At 63.1% G+C, this 22,734-nt stretch carries 17 protein-coding genes, 1 tRNA gene and 1 pseudogene; 12 read left to right on the top strand and 7 right to left on the bottom strand.

What is annotated here, in order from left to right:
• Positions 1-62: 62 nt before the first annotated feature.
• Genes ACNFH5_RS10450 through pilB form a run of 3 tightly spaced genes read right to left on the bottom strand, consistent with a single transcriptional unit; the run spans position 63 to position 3,863 of the window.
• Positions 63-935 (bottom strand): prepilin peptidase, encoded by an 873-nt coding sequence (locus ACNFH5_RS10450; RefSeq protein WP_416745727.1) that lies wholly within the window; start codon positions 933-935, stop codon positions 63-65.
• Between the two features lie 3 nt (positions 936-938).
• Positions 939-2,156 (bottom strand): type II secretion system F family protein, encoded by a 1,218-nt coding sequence (locus ACNFH5_RS10445; protein ID WP_416745725.1) that lies wholly within the window; start codon positions 2,154-2,156, stop codon positions 939-941.
• Positions 2,157-2,159: 3 nt separating this feature from the next.
• On the bottom strand, positions 2,160-3,863 hold the full coding sequence (pilB, locus tag ACNFH5_RS10440; protein WP_416745723.1) for a type IV-A pilus assembly ATPase PilB: 1,704 nt from the start codon (positions 3,861-3,863) through the stop codon (positions 2,160-2,162).
• A gap of 225 nt (positions 3,864-4,088) precedes the next feature.
• Here pilB and ACNFH5_RS10435 point away from each other — a divergent pair, with 225 nt between their 5' ends.
• The 4 genes from ACNFH5_RS10435 (at position 4,089) to ACNFH5_RS10420 (ending at position 6,437) form a co-directional block, all read left to right on the top strand.
• Positions 4,089-4,547, top strand: a complete 459-nt coding sequence (locus ACNFH5_RS10435; RefSeq protein WP_416745721.1) for a pilin — start codon at positions 4,089-4,091, stop codon at positions 4,545-4,547.
• A gap of 57 nt (positions 4,548-4,604) precedes the next feature.
• A complete protein-coding gene (locus tag ACNFH5_RS10430) occupies positions 4,605-5,630 on the top strand; it encodes a hypothetical protein (protein WP_416745719.1) in 1,026 nt (341 codons plus the stop codon).
• The gene (locus ACNFH5_RS10425) at positions 5,627-6,286 is read left to right on the top strand and encodes a methyltransferase family protein (protein ID WP_416745717.1); all 660 of its coding nucleotides are present in this window, start codon (positions 5,627-5,629) and stop codon (positions 6,284-6,286) included. The genes ACNFH5_RS10430 and ACNFH5_RS10425 overlap by 4 nt, the downstream gene beginning before the upstream one ends.
• A 75-nt stretch (positions 6,287-6,361) precedes the next feature.
• Positions 6,362-6,437 (top strand) — tRNA-Thr (locus tag ACNFH5_RS10420).
• A 58-nt stretch (positions 6,438-6,495) separates the two neighbouring features.
• Here ACNFH5_RS10420 and galE read toward each other — a convergent pair.
• Both galE and nadC read right to left on the bottom strand, forming a co-directional pair.
• Entirely contained in the window at positions 6,496-7,512 is a 1,017-nt protein-coding gene (galE, locus tag ACNFH5_RS10415) for a UDP-glucose 4-epimerase GalE (RefSeq protein WP_416745715.1), read from the bottom strand.
• 127 nt (positions 7,513-7,639) lie between these two features.
• Entirely contained in the window at positions 7,640-8,488 is an 849-nt protein-coding gene (nadC, locus tag ACNFH5_RS10410; protein ID WP_416745713.1) for a carboxylating nicotinate-nucleotide diphosphorylase, read from the bottom strand.
• A 277-nt stretch (positions 8,489-8,765) separates the two neighbouring features.
• Here nadC and ACNFH5_RS10405 point away from each other — a divergent pair, with 277 nt between their 5' ends.
• From ACNFH5_RS10405 to ACNFH5_RS10385, 5 genes and pseudogenes are all read left to right on the top strand, one after another.
• Positions 8,766-11,063, top strand: coding sequence for a DUF1631 domain-containing protein (locus tag ACNFH5_RS10405; protein WP_416745711.1), 2,298 nt, complete (start codon positions 8,766-8,768; stop codon positions 11,061-11,063).
• A gap of 75 nt (positions 11,064-11,138) precedes the next feature.
• Complete coding sequence (ampD, locus tag ACNFH5_RS10400; protein ID WP_416745709.1) at positions 11,139-11,711, top strand: 1,6-anhydro-N-acetylmuramyl-L-alanine amidase AmpD; 573 nt, start codon at positions 11,139-11,141, stop codon at positions 11,709-11,711.
• The gene (gene ampE, locus ACNFH5_RS10395) at positions 11,708-12,550 is read left to right on the top strand and encodes a regulatory signaling modulator protein AmpE (RefSeq protein ID WP_416745707.1); all 843 of its coding nucleotides are present in this window, start codon (positions 11,708-11,710) and stop codon (positions 12,548-12,550) included. Before ampD ends, ampE begins: the two co-directional genes overlap by 4 nt.
• Before the next feature lie 259 nt (positions 12,551-12,809).
• Positions 12,810-13,949: pseudogene (locus ACNFH5_RS10390) on the top strand (HAMP domain-containing protein); the annotation flags it as partial.
• Positions 13,950-14,093: 144 nt separating this feature from the next.
• Positions 14,094-14,807 (top strand): methyl-accepting chemotaxis protein, encoded by a 714-nt coding sequence (locus ACNFH5_RS10385; protein WP_373874415.1) that lies wholly within the window; start codon positions 14,094-14,096, stop codon positions 14,805-14,807.
• A gap of 317 nt (positions 14,808-15,124) precedes the next feature.
• On the opposite strand, the gene ACNFH5_RS10380 is transcribed toward ACNFH5_RS10385, so the two are convergent.
• Positions 15,125-15,904 (bottom strand): TatD family hydrolase, encoded by a 780-nt coding sequence (locus ACNFH5_RS10380; protein ID WP_416745705.1) that lies wholly within the window; start codon positions 15,902-15,904, stop codon positions 15,125-15,127.
• A 4-nt stretch (positions 15,905-15,908) separates the two neighbouring features.
• The gene (gene cra, locus ACNFH5_RS10375) at positions 15,909-16,901 is read right to left on the bottom strand and encodes a catabolite repressor/activator (protein ID WP_416745703.1); all 993 of its coding nucleotides are present in this window, start codon (positions 16,899-16,901) and stop codon (positions 15,909-15,911) included.
• Positions 16,902-17,105: 204 nt separating this feature from the next.
• Here cra and ptsP point away from each other — a divergent pair, with 204 nt between their 5' ends.
• The 3 genes from ptsP to ACNFH5_RS10360 are packed head-to-tail and all read left to right on the top strand — an operon-like array spanning position 17,106 to position 22,716.
• Positions 17,106-20,000 (top strand): phosphoenolpyruvate--protein phosphotransferase, encoded by a 2,895-nt coding sequence (ptsP, locus tag ACNFH5_RS10370; RefSeq protein ID WP_416745701.1) that lies wholly within the window; start codon positions 17,106-17,108, stop codon positions 19,998-20,000.
• Positions 20,000-20,935, top strand: coding sequence for a 1-phosphofructokinase (pfkB, locus tag ACNFH5_RS10365; RefSeq protein ID WP_416745699.1), 936 nt, complete (start codon positions 20,000-20,002; stop codon positions 20,933-20,935). Before ptsP ends, pfkB begins: the two co-directional genes overlap by 1 nt.
• A 26-nt stretch (positions 20,936-20,961) precedes the next feature.
• Positions 20,962-22,716: a PTS fructose-like transporter subunit IIB gene (locus ACNFH5_RS10360; RefSeq protein ID WP_416745697.1), complete on the top strand. Its 1,755-nt coding sequence runs from the start codon at positions 20,962-20,964 to the stop codon at positions 22,714-22,716.
• Positions 22,717-22,734: the final 18 nt, after the last annotated feature.

Here is a 22,734-nt window from a genome sequence, read left to right as displayed (position 1 = left end):
TCTCCTTTCAGCCGGCCCGGTGGCCGTCCAGATGCGCCGATGGGGCTCGGCGCAGGAGAAGGCTAGCGGAAACCGGCGAACTGCAGATAGGTCGCGGTTATTTGATCACCCCAGAGCAACGCAATCCAGCCGGCGATGGCCAGATAGGGGCCGAAGGGGATCGGCGTACTGGTTTCTGCATTGCGCAGGCGCAGCATGATCACCCCCAGCACCGCGCCCACCAGCGACGACAGCAGGATGGTCAGCGGCAGTACCTGCCAGCCACCCCAGGCGCCAAGCATGGCCAGCAGCTTGAAGTCGCCGTAGCCCATGCCTTCCTTGCCGGTGATCAGCTTGAACAGCCAGTACACCGACCACAGGCTCAGGTAACCGAACACCGCGCCCCAGAGCGCATCGCCCAGGCTGGTGAAGAGCCCGAAGTGATTGACGATCAGCCCGAGCCAGAGCAGCGGCAGCACCAGGGCATCCGGCAGCAACTGGTGATCGACGTCGATCATGCTCATCGCCAGCAGACCCCAGGTCAGCAGCAGCATCGCCCCGGCTTGCCAGCCGAAGCCGTAGTGCCAGGCGATAAAGGCAGAGAGCGCGCCACAGGCCAGCTCCACCAGCGGATAACGCTTGCTGATCGGCGCCTTGCAGGACGAACACTTGCCACGCAGCGCCAGCCAACTGACCACCGGGATGTTTTCCCAGGCCTTGATCTCGTGGGCGCAATGCGGGCACTGGGAGTTGGGCAGGACCAGGTTGTAGGTCGGGAGCTTATCGCCCTCCGGCAGGCCCAGGGTTTCCCGCGCCTGCTGCTGCCAGTCGAGCTCCATCATCCGCGGCAGGCGATGGATCACCACGTTAAGGAAACTGCCGACCAGCAGACCGAGGAGGGTGACGCATAAAACAAAGGCCAGCGGGGTGCTGGCCAGGAAGTTAAGAACGGACATGGGTTATACGACGTTGCCCAGTTGGAAGATCGGCAGGTACATGGCGATGATCAGGCCGCCTACCAGAACACCTAGGACCGCCATGATCATGGGTTCCATCAGGGTGGTCAGGTTGTCGACGGCGTTGTCGACTTCTTCTTCGTAGTAGCTGGCCACTTTGTCAAGCATGGCGTCCAGCGAGCCAGACTCTTCACCGATGGCGGCCATCTGGATGGCCATGCTTGGGAATACGCCGGTGGTACGCATGGAGAAGTTCAGTTGGGTGCCCGAAGAAACGTCTTGCTTGATCTTGTTCACTGCCGTGCGGAACACCACATTACCGGTAGCACCGGATACAGAGTCCAAGGCTTCAACTAGTGGAACCCCGGCGGCGAATGTTGTGGATAAGGTGCGAGCATAACGGGCTACAGCAGACTTGTAGATGATGTCGCCGATAATCGGGAGCTTCAGTACCCCACGGTCAACCATGTCTCTGAAAGGTTCTGATCGCCGATGAGCTTCCCTCAGAATGAAGGCAATGACGAACAGAGCGATCAGGACGATGAACCACCATGCTTGTAACACCTCTGAAATGGAGATAACCAAGCGTGTGAATGCTGGAAGTTCTGCACCAAAGTTAGCAAATACCGATTGGAATTGCGGGACGACCTTGATCAGCAGAATGGCTGAAACGATAACGGCAACCACGATGACCGCGATGGGATAGGTCATGGCCTTCTTGATCTTGGCCTTGAGCGACTCGGTCTTTTCCTTGTAGGTGGCAACCCGGTCCAGCAAAGTTTCTAGAGCACCGGATTGCTCGCCTGCATCCACAAGGTTGCAGTACAGATCATCAAAGTAGAGCGGCTTCTTGCGTAGAGAGTTCGCGAGGCTGTTACCCGAGGCTACTTCTTGCTTGATCTCATCGACCAGCTTGCGCATGTTTGGATTATCGAAGCCCTCGCCGATGATGTCGAAGGACTGCAACAGGGGGACGCCCGAGCCCATCATGGTTGCCATCTGTCTGGTGAACAAGGCGATGTCCATAGGCTTGATCTTCTTGCCCTTGCTCAGCAGCGAAATGCCTTTCTTTCGCACCTTGATCGGGTTGATACCCTGCTTGCGAAGCTGTGCCTTGACCAGCGCCGTGTTGACTCCGGAAAGCTCCCCTTTAACCTTCCCGCCCTTACGGTCAGTGCCTTCCCAGGTAAAGACACTGGTCCTCAATGCTTTTTCCGCCATGGATTAATCCTTGGTCACGCGGTTGACTTCTTCGAGGCTGGTGATGCCTTGCATCGCTTTCATCAGCCCTGAAGTGCGCAGATCGTTGAAGCCTTCTTTGCGGGCCTGTTCGGCGATCTGAATGGAGTTGCCTTCTTCCATGATAATCCGCTGCAGGGCAGGCGTGATTTTAACCACTTCATAAATACCCAAGCGTCCCTTGTACCCGCCTTTGCAATTCTCACACCCGACGGGGGAGTACAGCTTGAACGTGCCGATCTTGTCCGCCGGGAAACCTTCATGCAGAAGGGCTTCTTGAGGGATGTCATGTTCCTTTTTACAGTGCGGGCAGAGCTTGCGTGCCAGGCGTTGGGCAATGATGAGGTTGGTCGACGTGGCCAGATTAAACGACGCAACGCCCATGTTGAGTAGACGGGTCAAGGTTTCGGCGGCGCTGTTGGTGTGCAATGTGGACATTACCATGTGGCCGGTCTGCGCAGCCTTGATGGCGATCTCGGCTGTTTCCAGGTCACGGATTTCGCCGACCATGATCACGTCCGGGTCCTGGCGTAGGAAGGCTCGAAGCGCCTGGGCGAAGTCCATGCCCTGGCGCGGGTTGACGTTGACCTGGTTGATCCCCTCTAGGTTGATCTCCACCGGGTCTTCGGCGGTGGAGATGTTAATATCCGGCGTGTTGAGAATGTTCAGGCCCGTATATAGCGATACCGTCTTGCCCGACCCGGTGGGGCCGGTCACCAGGATCATGCCCTGGGGTTGCTTGAGGGCGTCCAGGTAGAGTTGCTTCTGCGATTCTTCATAACCCAGGGCATCGATGCCCATCTGCGCGCTGGAAGAGTCGAGAATCCGCATCACGATCTTCTCGCCCCACAGCGTAGGCAGGGTGTTGACGCGGAAGTCGATGGACTTGGTCTTAGACACGCGCATCTTGATGCGGCCGTCCTGGGGTTTGCGGCGTTCCGAAATGTCCAGGCCCGCCATGACCTTCAAGCGCGCGGATATGCGGCTCGCCAACTGGATCGGCGGTTTGGCTGTTTCGTGCAGCATGCCGTCAGTACGAAAACGAACCCGGTAAACCTTCTCATAAGGTTCGAAGTGGAGGTCGGAAGACCCGCCGCGGATGGCATCTAGCAGCATCTTGTTGACGAATCGCACGACCGGCGCATCATCGGCGTCCCCTCCGACGTCCTCGTCCCTTGCGGCAGCGCTGCCGCCCTCAACATCGATATTCTCGAGATCAATGTCGCCAAGATCGTCGAGGCCGCCTGTGGCGCTTTCGTACAGTTTTTCGATGGCGTCGCCAAGCTTGTCATCGTCAACCAGAATCGCTTCGGTGGTGAGCCCCGTGCTGAATTGGATGTCTGTAATTGCCTGGTGATTCGTCGGGTCTGAGACGCCCACGAATAGCTTGTTGCCCCGCTTCCATAGGGGGAGCGCGCGATGCTGGCGCACAAGCTTTTCAGACACCAGCTCCTTAGGAAATGTCTCACGATCTAGGCCGCCCAGGTCACAAAAGGCCACGCCGAACTGCTCTGCGGCGAGTTCAGTTAGCGGGCGGCTTTTGACCAGCTTGTTTTGTACCAGATAGGTGACCAGCGACAGCTTATTGCGCTGGGCCTGCTCCTGGGCCTGCCGGGCACTTTTCTCGTCGAGCAGCTGAAATTGCACCAACTGACGAGCGAGTCCTGACAGTACGACTTGATCGTTCATGGAAAATAGCCAGATAAGAGTTTCAAGCCTTATAACGCAGATGCGGTGAGGTGCCAAATCAGACGCTAACAGGTGTCAAAATTTGTCAGTTCCTGCGTAATTTCGCTCTGTAGAAACGGAGAAAACCTTCGAGCTCCGTTAATTTTGGCGCTGAACGTATTGGCATGGAATCTGCTTTCGTAACTGTCAGGTCCTACGACCGGCACCTAAACACTGGAGAGAATTATGAAGGCTCAAAAAGGTTTTACTCTGATCGAGTTGATGATCGTCGTTGCGATCATCGGTATCCTGGCTGCTGTTGCTATCCCGCAATACCAGGATTACACCATTAAGGCCAAGGTCGGTAACGCTCTCACTGCGGCTGACTCGCTGAAAACTGCAGTTGCCCTGTGTGCCCAGGAGGCCGGCGGCGTTCTGACTTCTTGCGACACGGGTGCCGCTGGTATGCCGACCTTCACCGCAACCAAAGAAGTATCCGGCGCTACCGTTGCCGACGGCGTTATTACGCTGACCTTGGCTACCGGTATTGGCACTGGCGTTGATTCCCAGACCATTACTATGACTCCGACCTCCACTGCAGGGGGAAGCGCGCTGACTTGGTCCAATGCAACTACTGTGTCCAACACTGTTGCCTCGGGCGCGATCACCAAAAACAATATCGCTGCCGCTGCTCCTAGCCCGTAATGTTGTTTTAAGAAATGCGCCGCACTGCGGCGCATTTTTTTTGGAAGAAGTAATATTATGGCAAAAAGCAAGAGCCTTTTCTCGCCGAAGATCGACTTTCTCATGATCGGTGGTCTGTCGATTCTGTGCTATCCATTTTTTATTGTTCTGCGTGGGGGCATTGATGCCGCCAGCATTGCATGGTGGGCGTTGATTCTTGCTTTCTTTGTCAATGGGCCGCACTTTCTTGTTAGTTATCAGATTTTCTATGTGAGTAAGTTTGCTACGCTCTTTCGTGAGTTTCCGGCATTCTTTGTGGGTGTTGTTGTTCCATTCGTCCTAATAGCCCTGATCTCACTCGGGTTCAGTTTTGTCAGTAAAGCGGTTTTCGTCTATCTGCTCTATGCGATGGTGTTTTTGGTCGGCTGGCACTATGTCAAGCAAGCCTACGGTTGTTTCATCGTTTATTCAGGCGGGCAGGGCGTACGATTTTCTCGAGTTGAGCTGAATGCGCTCAAGTACTCACTTTTTCCATTGTGGTGGGCTTCCTATTCATTTTTCTTTGCGACGGTGGGAGACGGCGATTTTTGGGGGCTGAAGTACCAATCGCCGATTGATTTTGACTTAGAGTTGTTGAGCCAGGTGTTCTCCGCTGTCAGTATCCTGTTGATGATGGGGATTCTCATAAGGCGCTTTGTGCTTAAAATGCCGCTCCCCGGTCTTGTTGCCCTTACCCCGCTTGTTGCGATTTACCTGTGGCTCGCTCCTGTTTTTATGGATGCAGGATTTCTATACTTGGTGCCTCTCTTTCATTCGCTTCAGTACTTGCTGTTTAGCGGCGCCTACACCCGGGGACGTGTGCGGCAGTCGGGAAAAGGTTGGGCGGGGTATCTCCACTGGTGGGGCTTTGCTTTTACTGTAGCGGCAGTTTACTTTTATCTGTTACCTGTGCGGCTGGACGATGCTCTTGGGGTGAGTGAAATTTCACCAACTGTTTTCATGGTTGCGTTTCTGTTGTTTGTCAATATTCATCATTATTTTCTTGATAGCGTGATATGGCGCGGAACCAATGCTGAAGTCAGAAAATATGTGGTAATGCAATGATGTTTGCTCAGCTCAAAAGATTTGAGGATTTTGCAAATTATCTATGGTCATACCCAGCTACGCGCATTGGTGCGAGAGTAGTTGTATTCTTTATGATCGCAGGTTTTGCGATCTCCGCAATTCAGGCCTACCAGTTGCATAAGACTGTTAATTATTTGGTCTTGCTGGTGGGTGAGTCGATTACGCTGGGTTTGGTTCTCTCGGCCCGTGGGGCGCGAGCGGTTGGTTTATCTCTGGTTTCAATTTTAGCTGCGTTCACCGGCAGCTTCTATTATCTGTTTTTCAGTTTCAGTGCTCACTCAGTCAGCCTTGTTCCTCTGCGCCTCGCGGAGTCGATACAGATTACGGGAGTTCTTTTCCAGATTTTTGCGAAGCTTAGTCTGGGGCGCAGCTTCGGATTGGTACCTGCGAATCGTAATGTCGTCACCGGTGGTGCATATCGATTAGTAAGGCACCCGATCTATTTGGGGTACTTTATTGCTCATGTAGGATTCTTGCTCGGTGCTTTCAGCGTTCATAACCTAATAGTTTTGTCACTCCTCTACGGAGTTCAGTTTGTGCGAATTCTCGAAGAGGAAAAGGTTCTTCGCTTGGATCCACTTTACCAGAGTTATATGGTCAGGACGCGCTGGCGATTCCTGCCGGGGATATTCTGATGTGGTGTGCTTGTTGCTGATAGAGTTCGCAGGGTTGCGTTTTAGCCGAGCATCCTGCAATCTTTCGCGCCACTTGCCGGTGTAGCTCAGTCGGTAGAGCAGCTCATTCGTAATGAGAAGGTCGGGGGTTCGATTCCTCTTACCGGCACCATCTTCAGCAAAAAGCCCCGCTTGCGAGCGGGGCTTTTTGTTTTCCGATTGCAGAAAAATCAGGCGTAGCCGCTGGGATTCTGGCTTTGCCAGTTCCAGGCGTCGCGGCACATGTCTTCGATGTCGCGGGTGGCGCTCCAGTGCAGTTCTTCGCCGGCGAGGGCTGGGTCGGCGTGGTAGCTGGCGATGTCGCCGTCGCGGCGAGGGAGGAACTGGAAGGGCAGTTCGCGGCCGCAGGCTTTTTCGTAGGCGCGGATGATTTCCAGCACGCTGTAGCCGCGGCCGGTGCCGATGTTGAAGGTCTTCGCGCCGCTGGCGCCGTCCAGCCAGCGCAGGGCACTGAGGTGGGCGTTGGCCAGGTCGACGACGTGCAGGTAATCGCGTACGCCGGTGCCGTCCGGGGTGGGGTAGTCGTTGCCGAATACGCGGATGAAGGGCTGCTTGCCGGTGGCGACCTGGGAGACGTAGGGCATCAGGTTGTTGGGGATGCCATTGGGGTCTTCGCCGATGCGGCCGCTGGCGTGGGCGCCGACTGGGTTGAAGTAGCGCAGGATGGCCATGGTCCACTGCGGGTCGGCACGGGCGATGTCGCGCAGGGCGATTTCCGCCATCAGCTTGGATTGCCCGTAGGGGCTGGCCGGGCCGGTGGGCGCGTCCTCGCGGATCGGGCTTTCGGCTGCCAGGCCGTAGACCGTCGCCGAGGAGCTATAGATGAAGCGCTTCACGCCATGACGCTGCATGGTCTGGCAAAGGGTCACGGTGCCGGCGAAGTTGGTCTGGTAGTAGGCGATGGGGTCGGCCACCGATTCGGCGACGGACTTCAGGCCGGCGAGGTGAATGGTGGCGTCGATGTCGTGTTCGCGGAACAGGCGGTCGAGGACCGTTTCGTCACGAACGTCGCCTTCCACGAAGGGAATTGTCTGGCCGGTGAGTTGCTCGATGCGTTGCAGTGGAATGGGCGAGCTGTTGCTGAGGTTGTCGAGGACGACGGGGTGGAAGCCCTGCTCGATCAGTTCCAGGCAGATGTGGGAGCCGATATAGCCACAGCCCCCGGTCAACAGAATCCTTTTCGTCATGATCGCGCTCTTGCTCCCTTCGCGGTTCGCCGATTCGTGAGCGTCTGAGTATGTCAGAGGCGCACGAATCGGCACCATCGAGGGCGGCGTGACCGTGTCGGCAGGTCCGAAAGGTCGTACGCCCGGCTTACAGGCTCAGGCGCATCGACAGGTCCAGCGCCTTGACGTCCTTGGTCAGGGTGCCGATGGAGATGTAGTCCACGCCGGTCTCGGCGATGGTGCGCAGGGTGGTCTCGGTGATGCCGCCCGAGGCTTCGAGCTTGGCGCGGCCGGCGGTGAGTGCCACGGCGGTGCGCATGTCGTCCAGGCTCAGTTCATCCAGCATGACGATGTCGGCGCCGGCGTCCAGGGCCTGGCGCAGCTCGTCCAGATCTTCCACTTCGATCTCCACTGGCTTGCCGGGGGCGATCTGGTGGGCGGCGGCGATGGCCCCGGCAATGCCGCCGCAGGCAGCGATGTGGTTTTCCTTGATCAGGAAGGCGTCGTACAGGCCGATACGATGGTTATGGCAGCCACCGCAGGTGATCGCGTACTTCTGCGCCAGGCGCAGGCCGGGCAGGGTCTTGCGGGTGTCGAGCAGCTTCACGCCGGTGCCGTCCACCAGGTCGGCATAGTGGCGGGCGCGGGTGGCGGTGCCGGAGAGCAACTGGAGGAAGTTCAGCGCGCTGCGTTCGCCAGTGAGCAGCGCGCGGGCCGGGCCTTCCAGGGTGAACAGGGTCTGGTCGGCGCTGACTTGATCGCCCTCGCGGACCTGCCACTTCACCTGTACGCGCGGGTCTACCTGGCGGAACACCTCGTCGACCCAGGCGGTGCCGGCGATCGTGGCGTTCTCGCGGGTGATGATGCGGGCGCTGGCGTCGCGCTCGGCGGGGATCAGTTGGGCGGTGATGTCGCCGCTGCCGACGTCTTCGGCCAGTGCGGCGCGGACGTTGGCCTGGATTTCCCCGGAAAGCTCGGCGAGGGTGAGGTTCGGCATGGAAGGCTCCTGTTCGCAGTGGCGCGATTATACGGGCGACGGCGCGTGGCGTGCAGGGAAGGCGTATTTTGGATCATCGTACGATTTGTCGGACGGACGGCGGATGCGATGGTGTGAATTTCTTCAAGAATGCGTGAAATGTCTCTTGGTTGTGTAAGAAGCTTCCCTATAATGATGTTGAACCTTTCCACTTTTTGACGCCACTAAATTGACGTTACGGATGACGCTTCGATGACTGTTGGTGCCGCCAGATGGGTCTGACGGCAGGAGACTTGCGATGCAGAACGACGCGAACGTAGTGCCGCTGAACAAGTCGGCCACGGAAACCTCGCAGACTTCCTTCGCTGGACGCGTTCCGGCGGGGCTCGTTGCTGTCCGCGACAAGGTCGCCGTCCAACTGCGTCATGCCATGCAGGCTCTGTTCGATAACGCCGACGACACCCTGTTCGAGATGGCCGATCGCGCCGCCAACAACGCCGAACAGAGTGCCTACTTCGAAGCCATGCGCGACCTGCGCCTCAAGCGCAAGGGCATCGAGCGCGGCTTCCTGCAGAAGGTCTTCGAGAGCTTCGCCAACCTGAACCAGTATGAAATCGGCCGCGCGCCGGCGCTGGACACGGTTTCCTACGAGAATCTCACCCTGGTGCAGAACGACGAGCTGGAAGAGTCCGTCGCCCTGGACGCCATGGTCGCCAAGGTGATGAGCCGCGACGGCGTTGCCCTCACGCACCTCACCACCCGCTTCAATACCCTGGTCAGCAAGAAGGTCGAGGACAAGAGCAACCCGCTCGGTCCGCGCCAGCTGTGCGAGGCCTTCCTCGAGGCCTGCCGTGGCCTGGGCGTGGAGATCAAGGTCAAGCTGATCATCCTCAAGCTCTTCGAGAAGTATGTGCTGGCCGACGCCGAGCACCTGTACGCGGAAGCCAACCAGACCCTGATCGCCCTGGGCGTGCTGCCGGAGCTGAAATCCGTTCCGCTGCGCCGCCCGCCGCAACGCACCGTGCCCAGCAGCCAGCAGGGTGCTGCGCCAGCCGCTGCTGCCACCGCCGAAGCGGGCGAGCAGGGTGCCGGCCAGTACATGGATGCCGACAGCCAGGCTGCCTTCGCCGCCCTGCGCGATCTGCTCTCGCAGGTTCGCGGCAGCGCCGCACCGTCCCGCCCGATGCCGGCGGACGCGGTGCCTATTACCAGCAATGACCTGATGCGCCTGCTGTCGCACCTGCAGTCGCACCTGCCGGCGCAGACCATCGACGAAGTCGACGTGCGCCAGCACCTGGACCATCTGCTGACCCGCGTCAGCAGCAAGAGCGGCCGCTCCCGCGTGGTCGGCCAGGTGGATGAGGACGTCATCAACCTCGTTTCCATGCTCTTCGAATTCATCCTCGATGACCGCACCCTGCCGGATTCGCTCAAGGCCCTGATCGGCCGCATGCAGATCCCGATGCTCAAGGTCGCGGTGCTCGACAAGACCTTCTTCAGCCGTGGTAGCCACCCGGCGCGTCGCCTGCTCAACGAGATCGCCTCGGCCGCCCTCGGCTGGGCCGAGCACTCCGACGGCCAGCGCGACCATCTGTACCAGAAGATCGAGCAGGTGGTGATGCGTCTGCTGAACGACTTCGTCGACGACCCGGCGATCTTCTCCGAGCTGCTCGACGAGTTCATCTCCTTCACCGGCGACGAGCGCCGCCGCAGCGACCTGCTGGAGCAACGCACCCGCGATGCCGAGGAAGGCCGCGCGCGCGCCGAACTGGCTCGTCAGGATGTGGAAGGCGTGCTCAACGAGCGTCTGCTGGGCCGCACCCTGCCCGAAGTGGTGGTGCGCCTGCTGCAGGAAGCCTGGAGCCAGGTCCTGCTGCTGACTTGCCTGAAACACGGCACCCATTCCAGCGAATGGGAAGCTGCCCTGGCCACCATGGATGACCTGATCTGGAGCGTCGAGCCCCACGAGGACCCGGACTCCCGCCTGCGCCTGCTGGAAATGGTGCCGCAGCTGCTCAAGTCGCTGCGCGAAGGCCTGGCTTCGGCCGCCTTCGATCCGTTCTCCACCGGCGAATTCTTCAGTCGCCTGGAAGGGCTGCACGTGCAGGCCTTCCAGCGCTACAAGCAGGTCGAGGAAGCGCCGCTGCTCGACCTGGACGATGACCTGCCGCTGCTGGACGACCCGCTGGACGCTCCAGTGGCCGTCGCGCCCGCCGCTGCCCAGCCGGCCATGGTCGCGGTGGTCGAGGAGATCATCCTCGCCTCGCCGGAACAGGCCCGCGCGGTGGAGCCTGAAGAAGTCTTCGCCGATGACGACGAATCGCTGCGCAAGGTCGATGACCTGCGTGTCGGCAGTTGGGTGGAAATCCAGGAAGACGAAGAGCACAAGCTTCGCTGCAAGCTGGCTGCGGTGATTCGCCCCAGCGGTCGCTACATCTTCGTCAACCGCACCGGCATGAAGGTGCTGGAAAAGACGCGCATGAGCCTCGCCGTCGAGTTCCGCCGCAATGCCGTGCGCCTGCTCGACGATGCGCTGCTGTTCGACCGCGCTCTGGAGTCGGTGATCGGCAACCTGCGTCGCCTGAAGAACGCCTGAGCCCGCTGGCCTCGCGCCAGCGAGTTCATTTCCCCGGTCGCCTGCTTTAGAGTGGGGCTCTGCCAAGGAGCTTCCATGCAGATCGACCCCGAATCCGGCTGGTGCCTCGAAGCCCAGCGCTGTCCCTCGCCGAACTTCAACGCCCGCCCCGACGGCGAGGAAGTCTCGCTGCTGGTCATCCACAACATCAGCCTGCCGCCCGGCCAGTTCGGTACCTGCAAGGTGCAGGAGTTCTTCCAGAACCGCCTGGACGCCGATGAGCATCCGTACTTCGCCAGCATCTGCAGCCTGACCGTCTCGGCGCATTTCCTCATCGAGCGCGATGGCTCGCTGTTCCAGTTCGTCTCGTGCAACTCGCGCGCCTGGCATGCCGGCATTTCGCGCTTCGACGGTCGCGAGAACTGCAACGATTTCTCCATCGGCATCGAGCTCGAAGGTACCGATACCGAACCCTATAGCGAGCGTCAGTACGAAGTGCTCGCAGAACTGACACGGCAACTGCGCAAGGTCTATCCCGCGATCACTCCGCCGCGCATCCAGGGGCACTGCGATATCGCGCCGGAGCGCAAGACCGACCCTGGCGAGGCGTTCGACTGGGCGCGCTACTTTGCCGACATCGGCGCGGGTGTGAAGAAGGAGTCGACATGAGTTTCCTGGTGCTGTTGCTGGTCCTGCTGGTCGAGAAGTTCTCCGGCTGGCGCGCGCGGGTGCAGCGTGACGGCTGGTGGCTTGGATGGCTGGATGCCGTGGGTGGCGTGAAGTCGCTGGTGGCGCAGCCCTGGCTTGGCCTGCTGGTGGCGATCCTGCCGCCGCTGCTGTTGCTGGCGCTGCTGCTGACCATTCTTGAACCGGTGGCCTACGGCCTGCTGGCGCTGCCTGTGCAGTTGCTGGTGCTGGTCTGGAGCCTGGGCCGCGGCGACGTGCTGCGCGCCATAGGGCCGTTCCGCGATGCCTGGCGCCGTGAGGATGCCCAGGCCGCCTATCACGTCGCCGAGCGCGACCTGGGCGTACAGGTGCAGGCCGATGGCGACGATGATCTGCTCGCCGTGGTGCAGGGCACCTTGGTGTGGGAAGCCTATCAGGCCTTCTTCGCCGTGATCTTCTGGTTCGCGCTGCTCGGCCCGGTGGCCGCGCTGGCCTACCGGCTGCTCGCCATCGCCGCCGAGCAGGGCCGCCACCCGGAGCTGCGCGAGCGCGCTGCGCAACTGCGGCACGCCTTCGACTGGCTGCCCTCGCGCGCACTGGTGTTGAGTTTTGCGCTGGTGGGCAACTTCGTTGCGGTGACTCGCACCCTGCTGCACGACCTGCTGGCCTGGGATGTACCGGCCGCTCGTCTGCTTGCGCGCGCCGGCTATGTCGCCGAAGACTTCAACGAAGGCGGTCTCGGCGCCAAGGGCGTCGCCAGCCTGGACGCGCTCTGGCAGCTGCTGGTGCGCTCTGCGGTGCTCTGGTACGCCGTCTTTGCCATCTGGGCGCTGCTGCTCTGAGGCGGCGAATCGGACCGGCGACCACCGGTCCGATGATGGCATTTTAACCTTAAGTTACAGAACTCCCCGCCGATATCAGGTACACATCGATTCCAAAGCGCGAGGTGACGGCCGCTGCAGTGCAGTGGCCGTTCCGGTGAGCGCGCGTGGCGACGGCCCGTCCAGGGGCGCGCCGCACCATCCCCGACAAGCGACATAACAATAACGGGAACAGGAGACGTCTTTCGTGAGGACCGTGCTCTATCCGGCCATCGCGCTGATGAACCGTCTGAGCTTCGGCATGAAGTTCAGCCTGATCAGTGTGCTGTTTTTCCTGCCTATGCTGATTACCAACTTCTACCTGGTGCGCGACTCCTACGGGCAGTTCGTCAGTACCCGCGCCGAGCTGGAAAGCCTCCAGCTGATCGGCAACGGGCTGCAGGTGCGCCGCCACCTCGAGTCCTACAACGACCTGTTGCAGATCAATGGGATTCTCGGGCAATCGAACAAATCCGCCGGCATCGATTCGCGCATCAGCCAGTTGCACAAGGATCTGCTGGCGCAGATCAGCGCCCTGCAACCGGTCACCCAGGACGCCGAGCAGATTGCCGAATTCAACAACAAGCGCGATGAGCTGCTGGCCAGCCTGAAGGGTGTCGACGCCGAGGGCTCGCTGCAGAGCAAGTCGGCCATGGCCGCGCGCCTGCTCAGCGAAGTGCAGGTGTTCAACAAGCTGCTGGTGTCCCAGGCGGGCCTGAGCCAGGACGATGCCCGTGACCTTCGCCAGCTTGCCGAACTGATCACCTCCGGCACCCCGCACGTCACCGAGACCCTCAGCCAGGGCCGCACCATGGGCGCCGGCGCGCTGGGGCAGGGGTTCCTCAATTCCTCCACCAGCAGCAAGCTGGACGACCTGCTGCAGGACCTGGAAAAGCTCGACGCCGAGTACGCACTCAAACTGCAGGACGCCCTGGGTGCCAGCCCGGCCGCGCAGAGCGCATTGTCCGCGGACGCCCAGGCCAGCCGCGAAACCATCAAGAGCATGGGCAAGCTGTTCGAGGACAAGGTGGTCATGGCCGACACCCTCGACACGCCCTGGGCCGAGTTCTACGAGCAGGTCAGCAAGGCGATGGACGTTACCTACCGCCTCGACGACCAAGTCCTTCACTACGTCGACGGCGCACTCCAGGCGCGCCTGGCCAGCAAGCAGCGGCAGATGGTGCTGCTGGTCCTGGCGCTGGTGGTGGTGTTCGTCTCCATCGTCTACCTCTACGGCGGCTTCTACGTCTCCACCCGTACCACCCTGAAGAGCCTGGGCAAGATGATGGAGCGCGTCGCTTCCGGTGACATGACCGTCAACTTCCAGGCCCAGAGCCGCGATGAGCTGGGCGAGTTGGGTGATGCCTTCAACCAGACCGTGTCGAAGATCCATGACCTGATCGAGCAGGTTGGCCGCACTGTCAGCGAAGTGGAGCGGCAGACCGTGCGCGTGGAGTCGGTGTCCGCCGAAAGCAATCAGGCGGTGGCCGGCCAGCGCAACCAGATCGAGCAGGTCGCCACGGCCATGAACCAGATGGCCGCGACCGCCCAGGAGGTCGCACGAAGCGCTGCCGTCGCGGTGGGCAGTGCACACAACGTGAACCAGGAAACCACCAGCGGCCGCGCCCTGGTGGAGTCCCAGGTCGGCAGTATCCAGCGCCTGGCCGGCGAGATCGACGAGTCGGTGGCGGTGATCAACCAACTGGCTGCCGACAGCGCCTCGATCAGCCGCGTGCTGGACGTGATCAAGGGCATTGCCGAGCAGACCAACCTGCTGGCGCTCAACGCCGCCATCGAGGCTGCGCGCGCCGGCGAGCAGGGCAGGGGGTTCGCGGTGGTTGCCGATGAGGTTCGCACCCTGGCCAAGCGCACCCAGCAGTCCACCGAAGAGATCGAGCAGATGATCGCGCGCTTGCAGAACGGTGTGGGCGCCGCAGTGAAGGCGATGGGCAGCAGCCACCAGACTGCCGATGGCACGGTCAGCCAATCGGCCCAGGTGCAGCAAGCGCTGGAGAACATCCTCAGCGCGGTGGGCGCGATCGTCGACCAGAACCAGCAGATCGCCGCCGCCGCCGAGCAGCAGACCGCCGTGGCCCATGACATCGACCAGAACATCGTCGAGATCAACCAGGCCGGCGAACGCACCTCCGAAGGTGCCAGCGAGACCGAGCGCGCCAGCCGTGAACTGGCCGGGCAGGTGGTGGAGCTGAAGCGACTGATCGGCGCGTTCCGCGTCTGATCTTCAGGGATCAGGGGCGGACGCTGCCATCCGCCCCGCAACGGGTTTTCGCCAGCAGACCGATGTCCGTGGGTCGCACGGATGCACCCCATCTCACGGGCATCGGTTTGTCGGTGGACTCATGATCGTGACGGCGCAGCCATTCCCTGTAGGAGCGAGCTTGCTCGCGAACAGAGTCAGCCGGTCACTTCATTGTTGGGCGGTTCGCGAGCAAGCCCGCTCCTACGAAAAGCTCCCCCAGCCGAACGTGATCCTGTAGGAGCGGATTCATCCGCGATCAGGAGTGGCTGGAAACCGATCGCGGACGGAGTCCGCTCCTACCTCCAGCCGAACAGCTCCATGGCATTGCGCGTGCTGGCGCTGGCCAGTTCTTCCGGGCTGATGCCTTTCAATTCCGCCAGTGCCACGCAGATATCCGGCAGATGCTCCGGGCTGTTGCGCACGCCGGGGTACATCGACGGCGCCATGTCCGGCGAGTCGGTTTCCAGCACGATGGATTCGAGCGGAATCTCCGGCACCACCTTGCGCAGGCGGTTGGCCTGCGGCCAGGTTGGCGCGCCGCCCAGGCCCAGGCGGAAACCCAGCTTGAGGTATTCGCGGGCCTCCTCGCGGCTACCGGCGAAGGCGTGGATGATGCCCTGGCGCTTGGGCTTGTAGCGCTTGAGCGTGGCGATCATCGCCGCATGGGCGCGGCGCACGTGCAGCAGCACCGGCAGCTCGAAGTCGATGGCAATGCGCAGCTGCTCCTCGAAGATGTCCTGCTGGCCGTCGCGGTTGAGGTCTTCCAGGTAATAGTCCAGGCCGATCTCGCCTACTGCGCAGAGCTTCGGGTGCCCGGCGAGGCGCTGCAGCCACTCGCGCAGTGCCGCCAGATGCTCCGGCCGGTGCCGCGCCAGGTAGATCGGATGCAGGCCCAGGGCTGCGTACAGGTCCGGCTCGTTTTCCACCAGCGCCCAGACGTCTTCCCAGTTCTCGCGGAATACCCCCAGCAGCACCTGTCGCTCCACGCCCAGCTCGCGGCTGCGCTGCAGCACGGCGGCACGATCCTGCTCGAAGTCCGGGCAGTCGAGGTGGTTGTGGGTATCGATCAGGCGCATCGGCTCACTCCGTGCGCAGCTTGAGGTTGCGCGGGATCGGGTGCACACCGGGGGTGTAGCTGTTCTGCTCGATGGCGGCCAGCGCCAGGTCCAGCGCGCGCTCGGCGATCAGCGCGTGCTGCTGGGAAATGGCGTTGACCTTCAGCGGCACGAAGTCCAGCAGCTGGGTGTCGCCGAAAGTGGCAATGCGCAGGTTCGCAGGCCAACCTGCGGGCAGCGCCTGGAGCACGTCGAACACGCCTTCGAGCAGCACGTAGGAGGTGGTGATCAGCGCTTCGGGTAACTGCCCCTGACTGGCCAGCAGTTCCTCCATCAGGCGGCGTCCGCAGGGGCGGCTGAAGGTTTCGCCATGCTCGATCAGCACCTGGCCCTGATAGTCGCGCAAGGCGCTACGGAACCCCGCGGCACGCTCCTGGGAGATGATCAGCTCCGGTCGCGCGCCGAGCAGGGCGATGCTGCGCGGCGCCGGCTTGAGCAGGCTGGCAGTGAGGCGCTGGCTGGCGTCGCGGTCATCGCTGACCACCGAGCAGAAGCGTTGCGGGTCGAGTTGGCGGTCCACTGCGATGATCGGCACACCGTCGGCTTGCAGGCGCGCGTGACTGCCGTCATCGGCGGACAGGCAACTGGCGACGATCAGCGCGTCACAGCGTCGCGCGCGGAACAGGTTGAGCACCTGGCGCTCGGTGTCCGGCTCGTCGTCGGAGCAGGCGATCAGCAACTGGTAGCCACGCGCCCGCGCACCCTGTTCGAGCAGCTTGGCGAGCTTGGCGTAGCTGGGGTTTTCCAGGTCCGGCAGGACGAAACCCAGCGTGCGGGTCTGCCCGCGGCGCAGGCTGGCGGCCTGCTGGTCGGGATGGTAGCCGTGCTCCTCGATCACCGCGCGCACGCGCTCAACCGTGGCGGCACTGATGCGGCGCTGGACGGCCTTGCCGTTGATCACATAGCTGGCGGTGGTGACCGAAACACCGGCCAGGCGGGCGATATCACTGAGTTTCAACGCGGGATGCTGCCGACAATTGGGGGCTTCAAGGATCACGCATTATCGAGTAACGTGCCAGTCTCAATAGGTGAAACGATTCAGCTTTGCGCGCGCAGTATTGCCTGAACCCTGTTCCTGCGCCGCAACCTCTAAGCTGATCACCGTACAAGCGGACTACCGCCCCCAGCGCCGGCGCGCACGAATGCCGGTGAGGAGAATGCGATGCTCGATTTCAACGCGCAGCAGGTCCGCATGGGCCAGCGCGCTGCCGACAAGCAGGCCGCGCTGGCCATGCTCGGTGCGGCCCTGGAGGACGACGGCCTGGTCGGCGCCGGTTATCTGGCCGGCATTCAGGCCCGCGAGGCGCAGGGTTCCACCTACCTCGGCCAGGGCATCGCCATTCCCCACGGCACCCCAGAGACGCGCCACCTGGTGCAACGCACCGGCGTGCGCCTGATGCACTTCCCAGAGGGTGTGCACTGGGGTGACGGGCAGATTGTGCACCTGGCCATCGCCATTGCCGCCAAGTCCGACGAACACCTGCGCTTGCTGCAACTGCTCACCCGTGCGCTGGGTGACGGCGAAGTGGGCGCGGCATTGCGCGCAGCGGAGAAGCCCGAAGACCTGCTGCAGTTGCTGCAGGGTGGCGCGCCGCAGCCGCTGTTGTTCGACGAGCACCTGGTCGGGCTGGGCGTCACTGCCGAGGACTTCGACGAACTGGCGCTGGTCGGCGCGCGGCGCCTGAAGAAGGCCGGCTGTGTGGTGCCCGGCTTCGCCGCCGCGCTACACGACCAGGAAGCCCTGCCACTGGGCGCAGGGCTCTGGTGGCAGGACAGCGAGCAGTGCGTCACTCGCCCCGGCCTCGTTTTCGTCACCCCAACTCGCGAGCTGAGCCACGCTGGCCAGCCGGTGCGCGGCCTGTTCTGCCTGGCCCGCCAGGGCGACGCCCACGAATCGGTCTTCGCACGCCTGTGCGACCTGCTGGTGGATGGGCGTGCCGCAGAGCTGGCGAGCGCCACTGCCGTTCGCGCGGTGCTGGAAGCACTGGGCGGCGAACTGCCGGTGGACTGGCCCAGCGTGCGCGTGCCGCTGGCCAACCCGCACGGCCTGCACGCTCGGCCGGCGCAGGTATTGATGCTGCTGGCGCGGGACTTCAGCGGAGAAATCCGCGTGCGCCTTGCCGAGGGCGACAGCGCTCCGGTGTCGATCCGCAGCCTGAGCAAGCTGCTCAGCCTTGGCGCGCGGCGCGGGCAGATGCTGGAGTTCTTCGCCGAACCGGAGATCGCCGAAGCGGCGCTGGCCGCCGTGCGCGTTGCAGTGGAGCAGGGCCTGGGCGAAGAGGTCGAGCCACTGCCGCAAGCCATCGAGCTGAGCTTCGAAAGCGTTCAGCTGGATGAGCAGGAACTACAGGCCGTGCGGACGCCCGAAGCGGGCGCGCAGATCCAGGCCATTCCCGCCTCGCCGGGCATTGCCCATGGGCCGGCCTATGTGCAGGTCGCCCGCACCTTCGAGTTCGCTGCGCGCGGCGAGTCGCCGGAGGCCGAGCGCGCGCGCCTGGACGAGGCGCGTACTGCCATCAACCGGGAAATTGAAACCTTGGTGGAGCGCAGCCAGGTGAAGGCGATCCGCGACATCTTTATCACCCACCAGGCCCTACTGGATGACCCGGAACTGCTCGACGAGGTGCAGGCGCGCCTGGTCGAAGGCGCCAGCGCCGAAGCGGCCTGGAGCCAGGTGATCGAGCGTGTGGCCGGTGAGCAGGAAGCCCTGCGCGATGCGCTGCTCGCCGAGCGTGCGGCGGACCTGCGCGACATCGGCCGGCGAGTACTGGCGCGTCTGTGTGGTGTCGAGAGTGCGGTGGAGCCGGGTGAGCCGTACATTCTGGTGATGGACGAAGTCGGGCCATCGGACGTGGCGCGGCTCGACCCGGAGCGCGTGGCCGGTATCGTCACCGCGCGCGGCGGTGCGACTTCGCACAGCGCGATCATCGCCCGCGCACTGGGCATTCCCGCGCTGGTGGGCGCCGGGGAAAGCGTGCTGGCGCTGGAATCCGACACGGCCTTGCTGCTGGATGGGGAGAAGGGCGAACTGGTGGTCGCCCCCGATGCGCAAACGCTGAACGCCGCTGAAACTCAGCGTGACCTGCGCCGGCGCCGCGCCGAGCAGGCCGAGGCGCGACGCCATGAGCCGGCAGTGACCCGCGACGGCCATGCCGTGGAAGTCTGCGCCAACCTCGGCGACACCGGCGGTGCGGCGAAAGCCGTGGAACTGGGCGCAGAGGGTGTGGGTCTGCTGCGCACCGAGTTCGTCTTCATGGACAACCCCCAGGCGCCGGACCAGGCGACCCAGGAAATCGAGTACCGCCGCGTCCTCGATGCGCTGGAGGGCCGCCCGCTGGTGGCCCGTACCCTCGACGTGGGGGGCGACAAGCCGCTGCCGTACTGGCCGATTCCCGAGGAGACCAACCCTTACCTGGGCATTCGTGGCGTGCGTCTAACGCTGCAGCGCCCGCCGATATTCCGTACCCAGTTGCGGGCACTGCTGACGGCTGCGGCAGGCCGCCCACTGCGCATCATGTTCCCCATGGTCGGGCAGGTGGAGGAGTGGCGGCAGGCCCGCGACCTGACCCTCGAACTGTGCGCGGAGCTGGGCGGCGAGCATGACCTGCAACTCGGCATCATGGTCGAGGTGCCGTCCGCCGCGCTGCTGGCGCCGGTGCTGGCGCGCGAGGTGGACTTCTTCAGCGTCGGCACCAACGACCTGACCCAATACGCCCTGGCCATCGACCGTGGCCATCCGACGCTGTCCGCCCAGGCCGACGGTCTGCACCCGGCGGTGCTGCAACTGATCGACATGACCGTGCGCGCCGCCCATGCCCACGGCAAGTGGGTAGGTGTGTGTGGCGAACTGGCCGCCGATCCGCTGGCGGTGCCGCTGCTCGTCGGGTTGGGGGTGGACGAGCTGAGTGTCTCGGCGCGCAGCATTCCCCTGGTGAAAGCGCGGGTCCGCGAGTTGGACCTGCCAACTTCCCGCGAGCTGGCGCAGGCCGCTCTGGCCCTGTGCTCGGCGGCGGACGTGCGCCAGAGCGTTGCCCTCACGCTGCCGGAGGTGCACTGATGGCCCGCATCCTGACCCTGACCCTGAACCCCGCGCTGGACCTCACCGTGCGCCTGCCGCAGCTGGAAGTCGGCGAAGTGAATCGCAGCGAGTCGATGCTCAGCCAGGCCGCCGGCAAGGGCTTGAATGTCGCCCAGGTGCTGGCTGATCTGGGGCATTCCCTGACTGTTGCCGGCTTCCTCGGTGCGGACAATGTGCTGCCCTTCGAAGCCTTGTTCCGCCGCCGTGGATTCGTCGATGCCTTTGTCCGCGTGCCGGGCGAGACGCGCCGCAATATCAAGATCGCCGAAGGCACTGGGCGTATCACCGATATCAACGGCCCCGGCCCGGAAGTCAGTGGTATGCAGCAGGACGCGCTGCTGGATCGTCTCGATCTGATCGCCGCCGATTTCGATATCGCGGTGGTCGCCGGCAGCCTGCCGCGCGGCGTCGATCCCCAGTGGTTGCGCGAGCTGCTGCTGCGCCTGCAGGGACATGGTCTGAAGGTCGCCTTTGATTGCAGTGGCGCGGCTTTGCGTGCGGGCATCGAAGCGGCGCCCTGGCTGATCAAGCCCAACGATCAGGAACTGGGCGAGGCCTGTGGACAACATGCTGGCAGCGCCGCGGAATTAGCGGCGCAGGTCGAGTCGTTGCACGCTCGTGGCATTGAACAGGTGGTGGTTTCGCAGGGCGCCAATGGCGTGCGCTGGTTCGGCCCGGCGGGAGTCTGGCAGGCAGTTCCGCCGACGGTGGAAGTGGCCAGCACGGTGGGCGCTGGCGATTCGCTGCTGGCCGGCATGGTCCATGGCCTGCTGGCCGGCTGGCCGGCTGAACGCGTGCTGCGCCAGGCCACGGCGGTGGCGGCGCTGGCGGTCACCCAGTTCCAGTTCGGCATCGGCGATGTGCAGCGTTTGAAACGCATCGAAGACGCGGTGCAGGTCCGGGCGCAGGCCTGAGCAAGAGAACAACAAGAGGTATGACGATGAACCTTGCCCTGATCACGGCCTGCCCCAACGGCCAGATTTCCAGTGTGCTCAGTGCTCGCCTGCTGCGTGCGGCGGCGGAGCGCCTGGGCTGGTCGGTGTGTGTCGAACAACGTGACCCGCAGCATCCGGAACGCCAGCTGGGCGAAGGCCAGATTGCCGCGGCCGACTGGGTGCTGGTGGTCAGTGCGCAGCCGCTGGACCTCTCGCGTTTCGTCGGCAAGCGCCTGCTGCAGGCGCGCCCGGCCGAGGCGCTGGCCGAGCCCGCCAGCTTCCTCCCGCGTGCGGCGCAGGAGGCGCAAGTCTGGCAAGGCGAGGAGCGTCCGGATGAGCCTGCCGCTGTCGCGAGTACGGCGAAGCTGGTGGCCGTGACTGCCTGCCCGACCGGCGTGGCGCATACTTTCATGGCCGCCGAAGCTTTGCAGCAGGCGGCGCAGCAGATGGGTGTCGAGTTGCGGGTGGAAACCCAGGGCTCGGTGGGGGCGCGTAATCCGCTGAGTGCCGAGGAAATCGCTGCTGCCGATGTGGTCCTTCTGGCTGCGGATATCGAGGTGAATCCCGAGCGTTTCGCCGGCAAGCGTATCTTCCGCTGCGGCACTGGCGTGGCGCTGAAGCAGCCGCAAGCGACCATCGAGCGCGCGCTGAAGGAAGCGGCGGTGGAGTCCGCCTCGTCCGCTGGCGGTGCTGCGGCGCCGGCGAAGAACGAAGCGCGAGGGGTCTACAAACACCTGCTCACCGGCGTGTCCTTCATGCTGCCGATGGTGGTGGCCGGCGGCCTGCTGATCGCGCTGTCCTTCGTCTTCGGCATCGAGGCGTTCAAGCAGCAGGGCACCCTGGCGGCGGCGCTGATGCAGATCGGTGGCGACGCGGCGTTCAAGCTGATGGTACCGATGCTGGCGGGCTACATCGCCTGGTCCATCGCCGACCGCCCGGGGTTGGCGCCGGGCATGATCGGCGGGCTGCTGGCGAGCACGCTGGGCGCGGGCTTCCTCGGCGGCATAGTCGCCGGCCTGCTCGCCGGCTATTCGGCGCGAGCGATTGCCCAGTGGATTCCTTTGCCAGCCAGTGTCGCGGCGCTCAAGCCGATCCTGATCATTCCGCTGCTGGCCAGCCTGTTCACCGGGCTGGTGATGATCTACGTGGTGGGTTCGCCGGTGGCGGCGATGATGCGCTCGCTTACCGACTTTCTCGCCGGGATGGGCACCACCAATGCCATCCTGCTCGGCCTGCTGCTGGGCGGGATGATGTGCGTGGACCTCGGCGGGCCGATCAACAAGGCGGCCTATGCGTTTTCAGTCGGCCTGCTGGCTTCGCAGAGCTATGCGCCGATGGCTGCTGTGATGGCTGGCGGCATGGTCCCGCCGATTGGCATGGGCATCGCCACGCTGCTGGCGCGGCGAAAGTTCGCCCAGAGCGAGCGCGAGGCCGGCAAGGCGGCGCTGGTGCTGGGGCTGTGCTTCATCTCCGAGGGAGCGATTCCCTTTGCCGCGAAGGACCCGCTGCGGGTGATCCCGGCGAGCATCGCCGGCGGCGCGCTGACCGGCGCGCTGTCGATGCTGTTCGGCTGCAAGCTGCTGGCGCCCCATGGCGGACTGTTCGTGCTGCTGATCCCCAACGCGATGAACCATGCGTTGCTTTATCTGCTGGCAATTGCCATCGGCAGCCTGGTGACCGGTCTGCTCTATGCGCTGCTCAAGCGCGGCGAAGCGGCGCCAATGATGGTGATGGGCGAGCAGGCGCCGGGGCGCGGGTGAGAGGCTTGGCCGCGTTGA

Source organism: Pseudomonas sp. NY15435 (genome assembly GCF_048068295.1).
Taxonomy (GTDB): domain Bacteria; phylum Pseudomonadota; class Gammaproteobacteria; order Pseudomonadales; family Pseudomonadaceae; genus Pseudomonas.
Note: the sequence above shows the minus strand (reverse complement) of the source record. Positions and strands in the feature narration are given on the sequence as shown.

Excerpts from the sequence above, each read along its gene's own strand:
- ACNFH5_RS10445 (WP_416745725.1), bottom strand. The coding sequence starts at position 2,156 with ATGGCGGAAAAAGCATTGAGGACCAGTGTCTTTACCTGGGAAGGCACT.
- nadC (WP_416745713.1), bottom strand. The coding sequence starts at position 8,488 with ATGCCGAACCTCACCCTCGCCGAGCTTTCCGGGGAAATCCAGGCCAAC.
- ampD (WP_416745709.1), top strand. The coding sequence starts at position 11,139 with ATGCAGATCGACCCCGAATCCGGCTGGTGCCTCGAAGCCCAGCGCTGT.
- ACNFH5_RS10380 (WP_416745705.1), bottom strand. The coding sequence starts at position 15,904 with ATGCGCCTGATCGATACCCACAACCACCTCGACTGCCCGGACTTCGAG.
- ACNFH5_RS10405 (WP_416745711.1), top strand. The coding sequence starts at position 8,766 with ATGCAGAACGACGCGAACGTAGTGCCGCTGAACAAGTCGGCCACGGAA.
- ACNFH5_RS10435 (WP_416745721.1), top strand. The coding sequence starts at position 4,089 with ATGAAGGCTCAAAAAGGTTTTACTCTGATCGAGTTGATGATCGTCGTT.
- ptsP (WP_416745701.1), top strand. The coding sequence starts at position 17,106 with ATGCTCGATTTCAACGCGCAGCAGGTCCGCATGGGCCAGCGCGCTGCC.
- ACNFH5_RS10450 (WP_416745727.1), bottom strand. The coding sequence starts at position 935 with ATGTCCGTTCTTAACTTCCTGGCCAGCACCCCGCTGGCCTTTGTTTTA.
- pfkB (WP_416745699.1), top strand. The coding sequence starts at position 20,000 with ATGGCCCGCATCCTGACCCTGACCCTGAACCCCGCGCTGGACCTCACC.
- ACNFH5_RS10425 (WP_416745717.1), top strand. The coding sequence starts at position 5,627 with ATGATGTTTGCTCAGCTCAAAAGATTTGAGGATTTTGCAAATTATCTA.
- ACNFH5_RS10360 (WP_416745697.1), top strand. The coding sequence starts at position 20,962 with ATGAACCTTGCCCTGATCACGGCCTGCCCCAACGGCCAGATTTCCAGT.
- pilB (WP_416745723.1), bottom strand. The coding sequence starts at position 3,863 with ATGAACGATCAAGTCGTACTGTCAGGACTCGCTCGTCAGTTGGTGCAA.
- ACNFH5_RS10430 (WP_416745719.1), top strand. The coding sequence starts at position 4,605 with ATGGCAAAAAGCAAGAGCCTTTTCTCGCCGAAGATCGACTTTCTCATG.
- ACNFH5_RS10385 (WP_373874415.1), top strand. The coding sequence starts at position 14,094 with ATGAACCAGATGGCCGCGACCGCCCAGGAGGTCGCACGAAGCGCTGCC.
- galE (WP_416745715.1), bottom strand. The coding sequence starts at position 7,512 with ATGACGAAAAGGATTCTGTTGACCGGGGGCTGTGGCTATATCGGCTCC.
- ampE (WP_416745707.1), top strand. The coding sequence starts at position 11,708 with ATGAGTTTCCTGGTGCTGTTGCTGGTCCTGCTGGTCGAGAAGTTCTCC.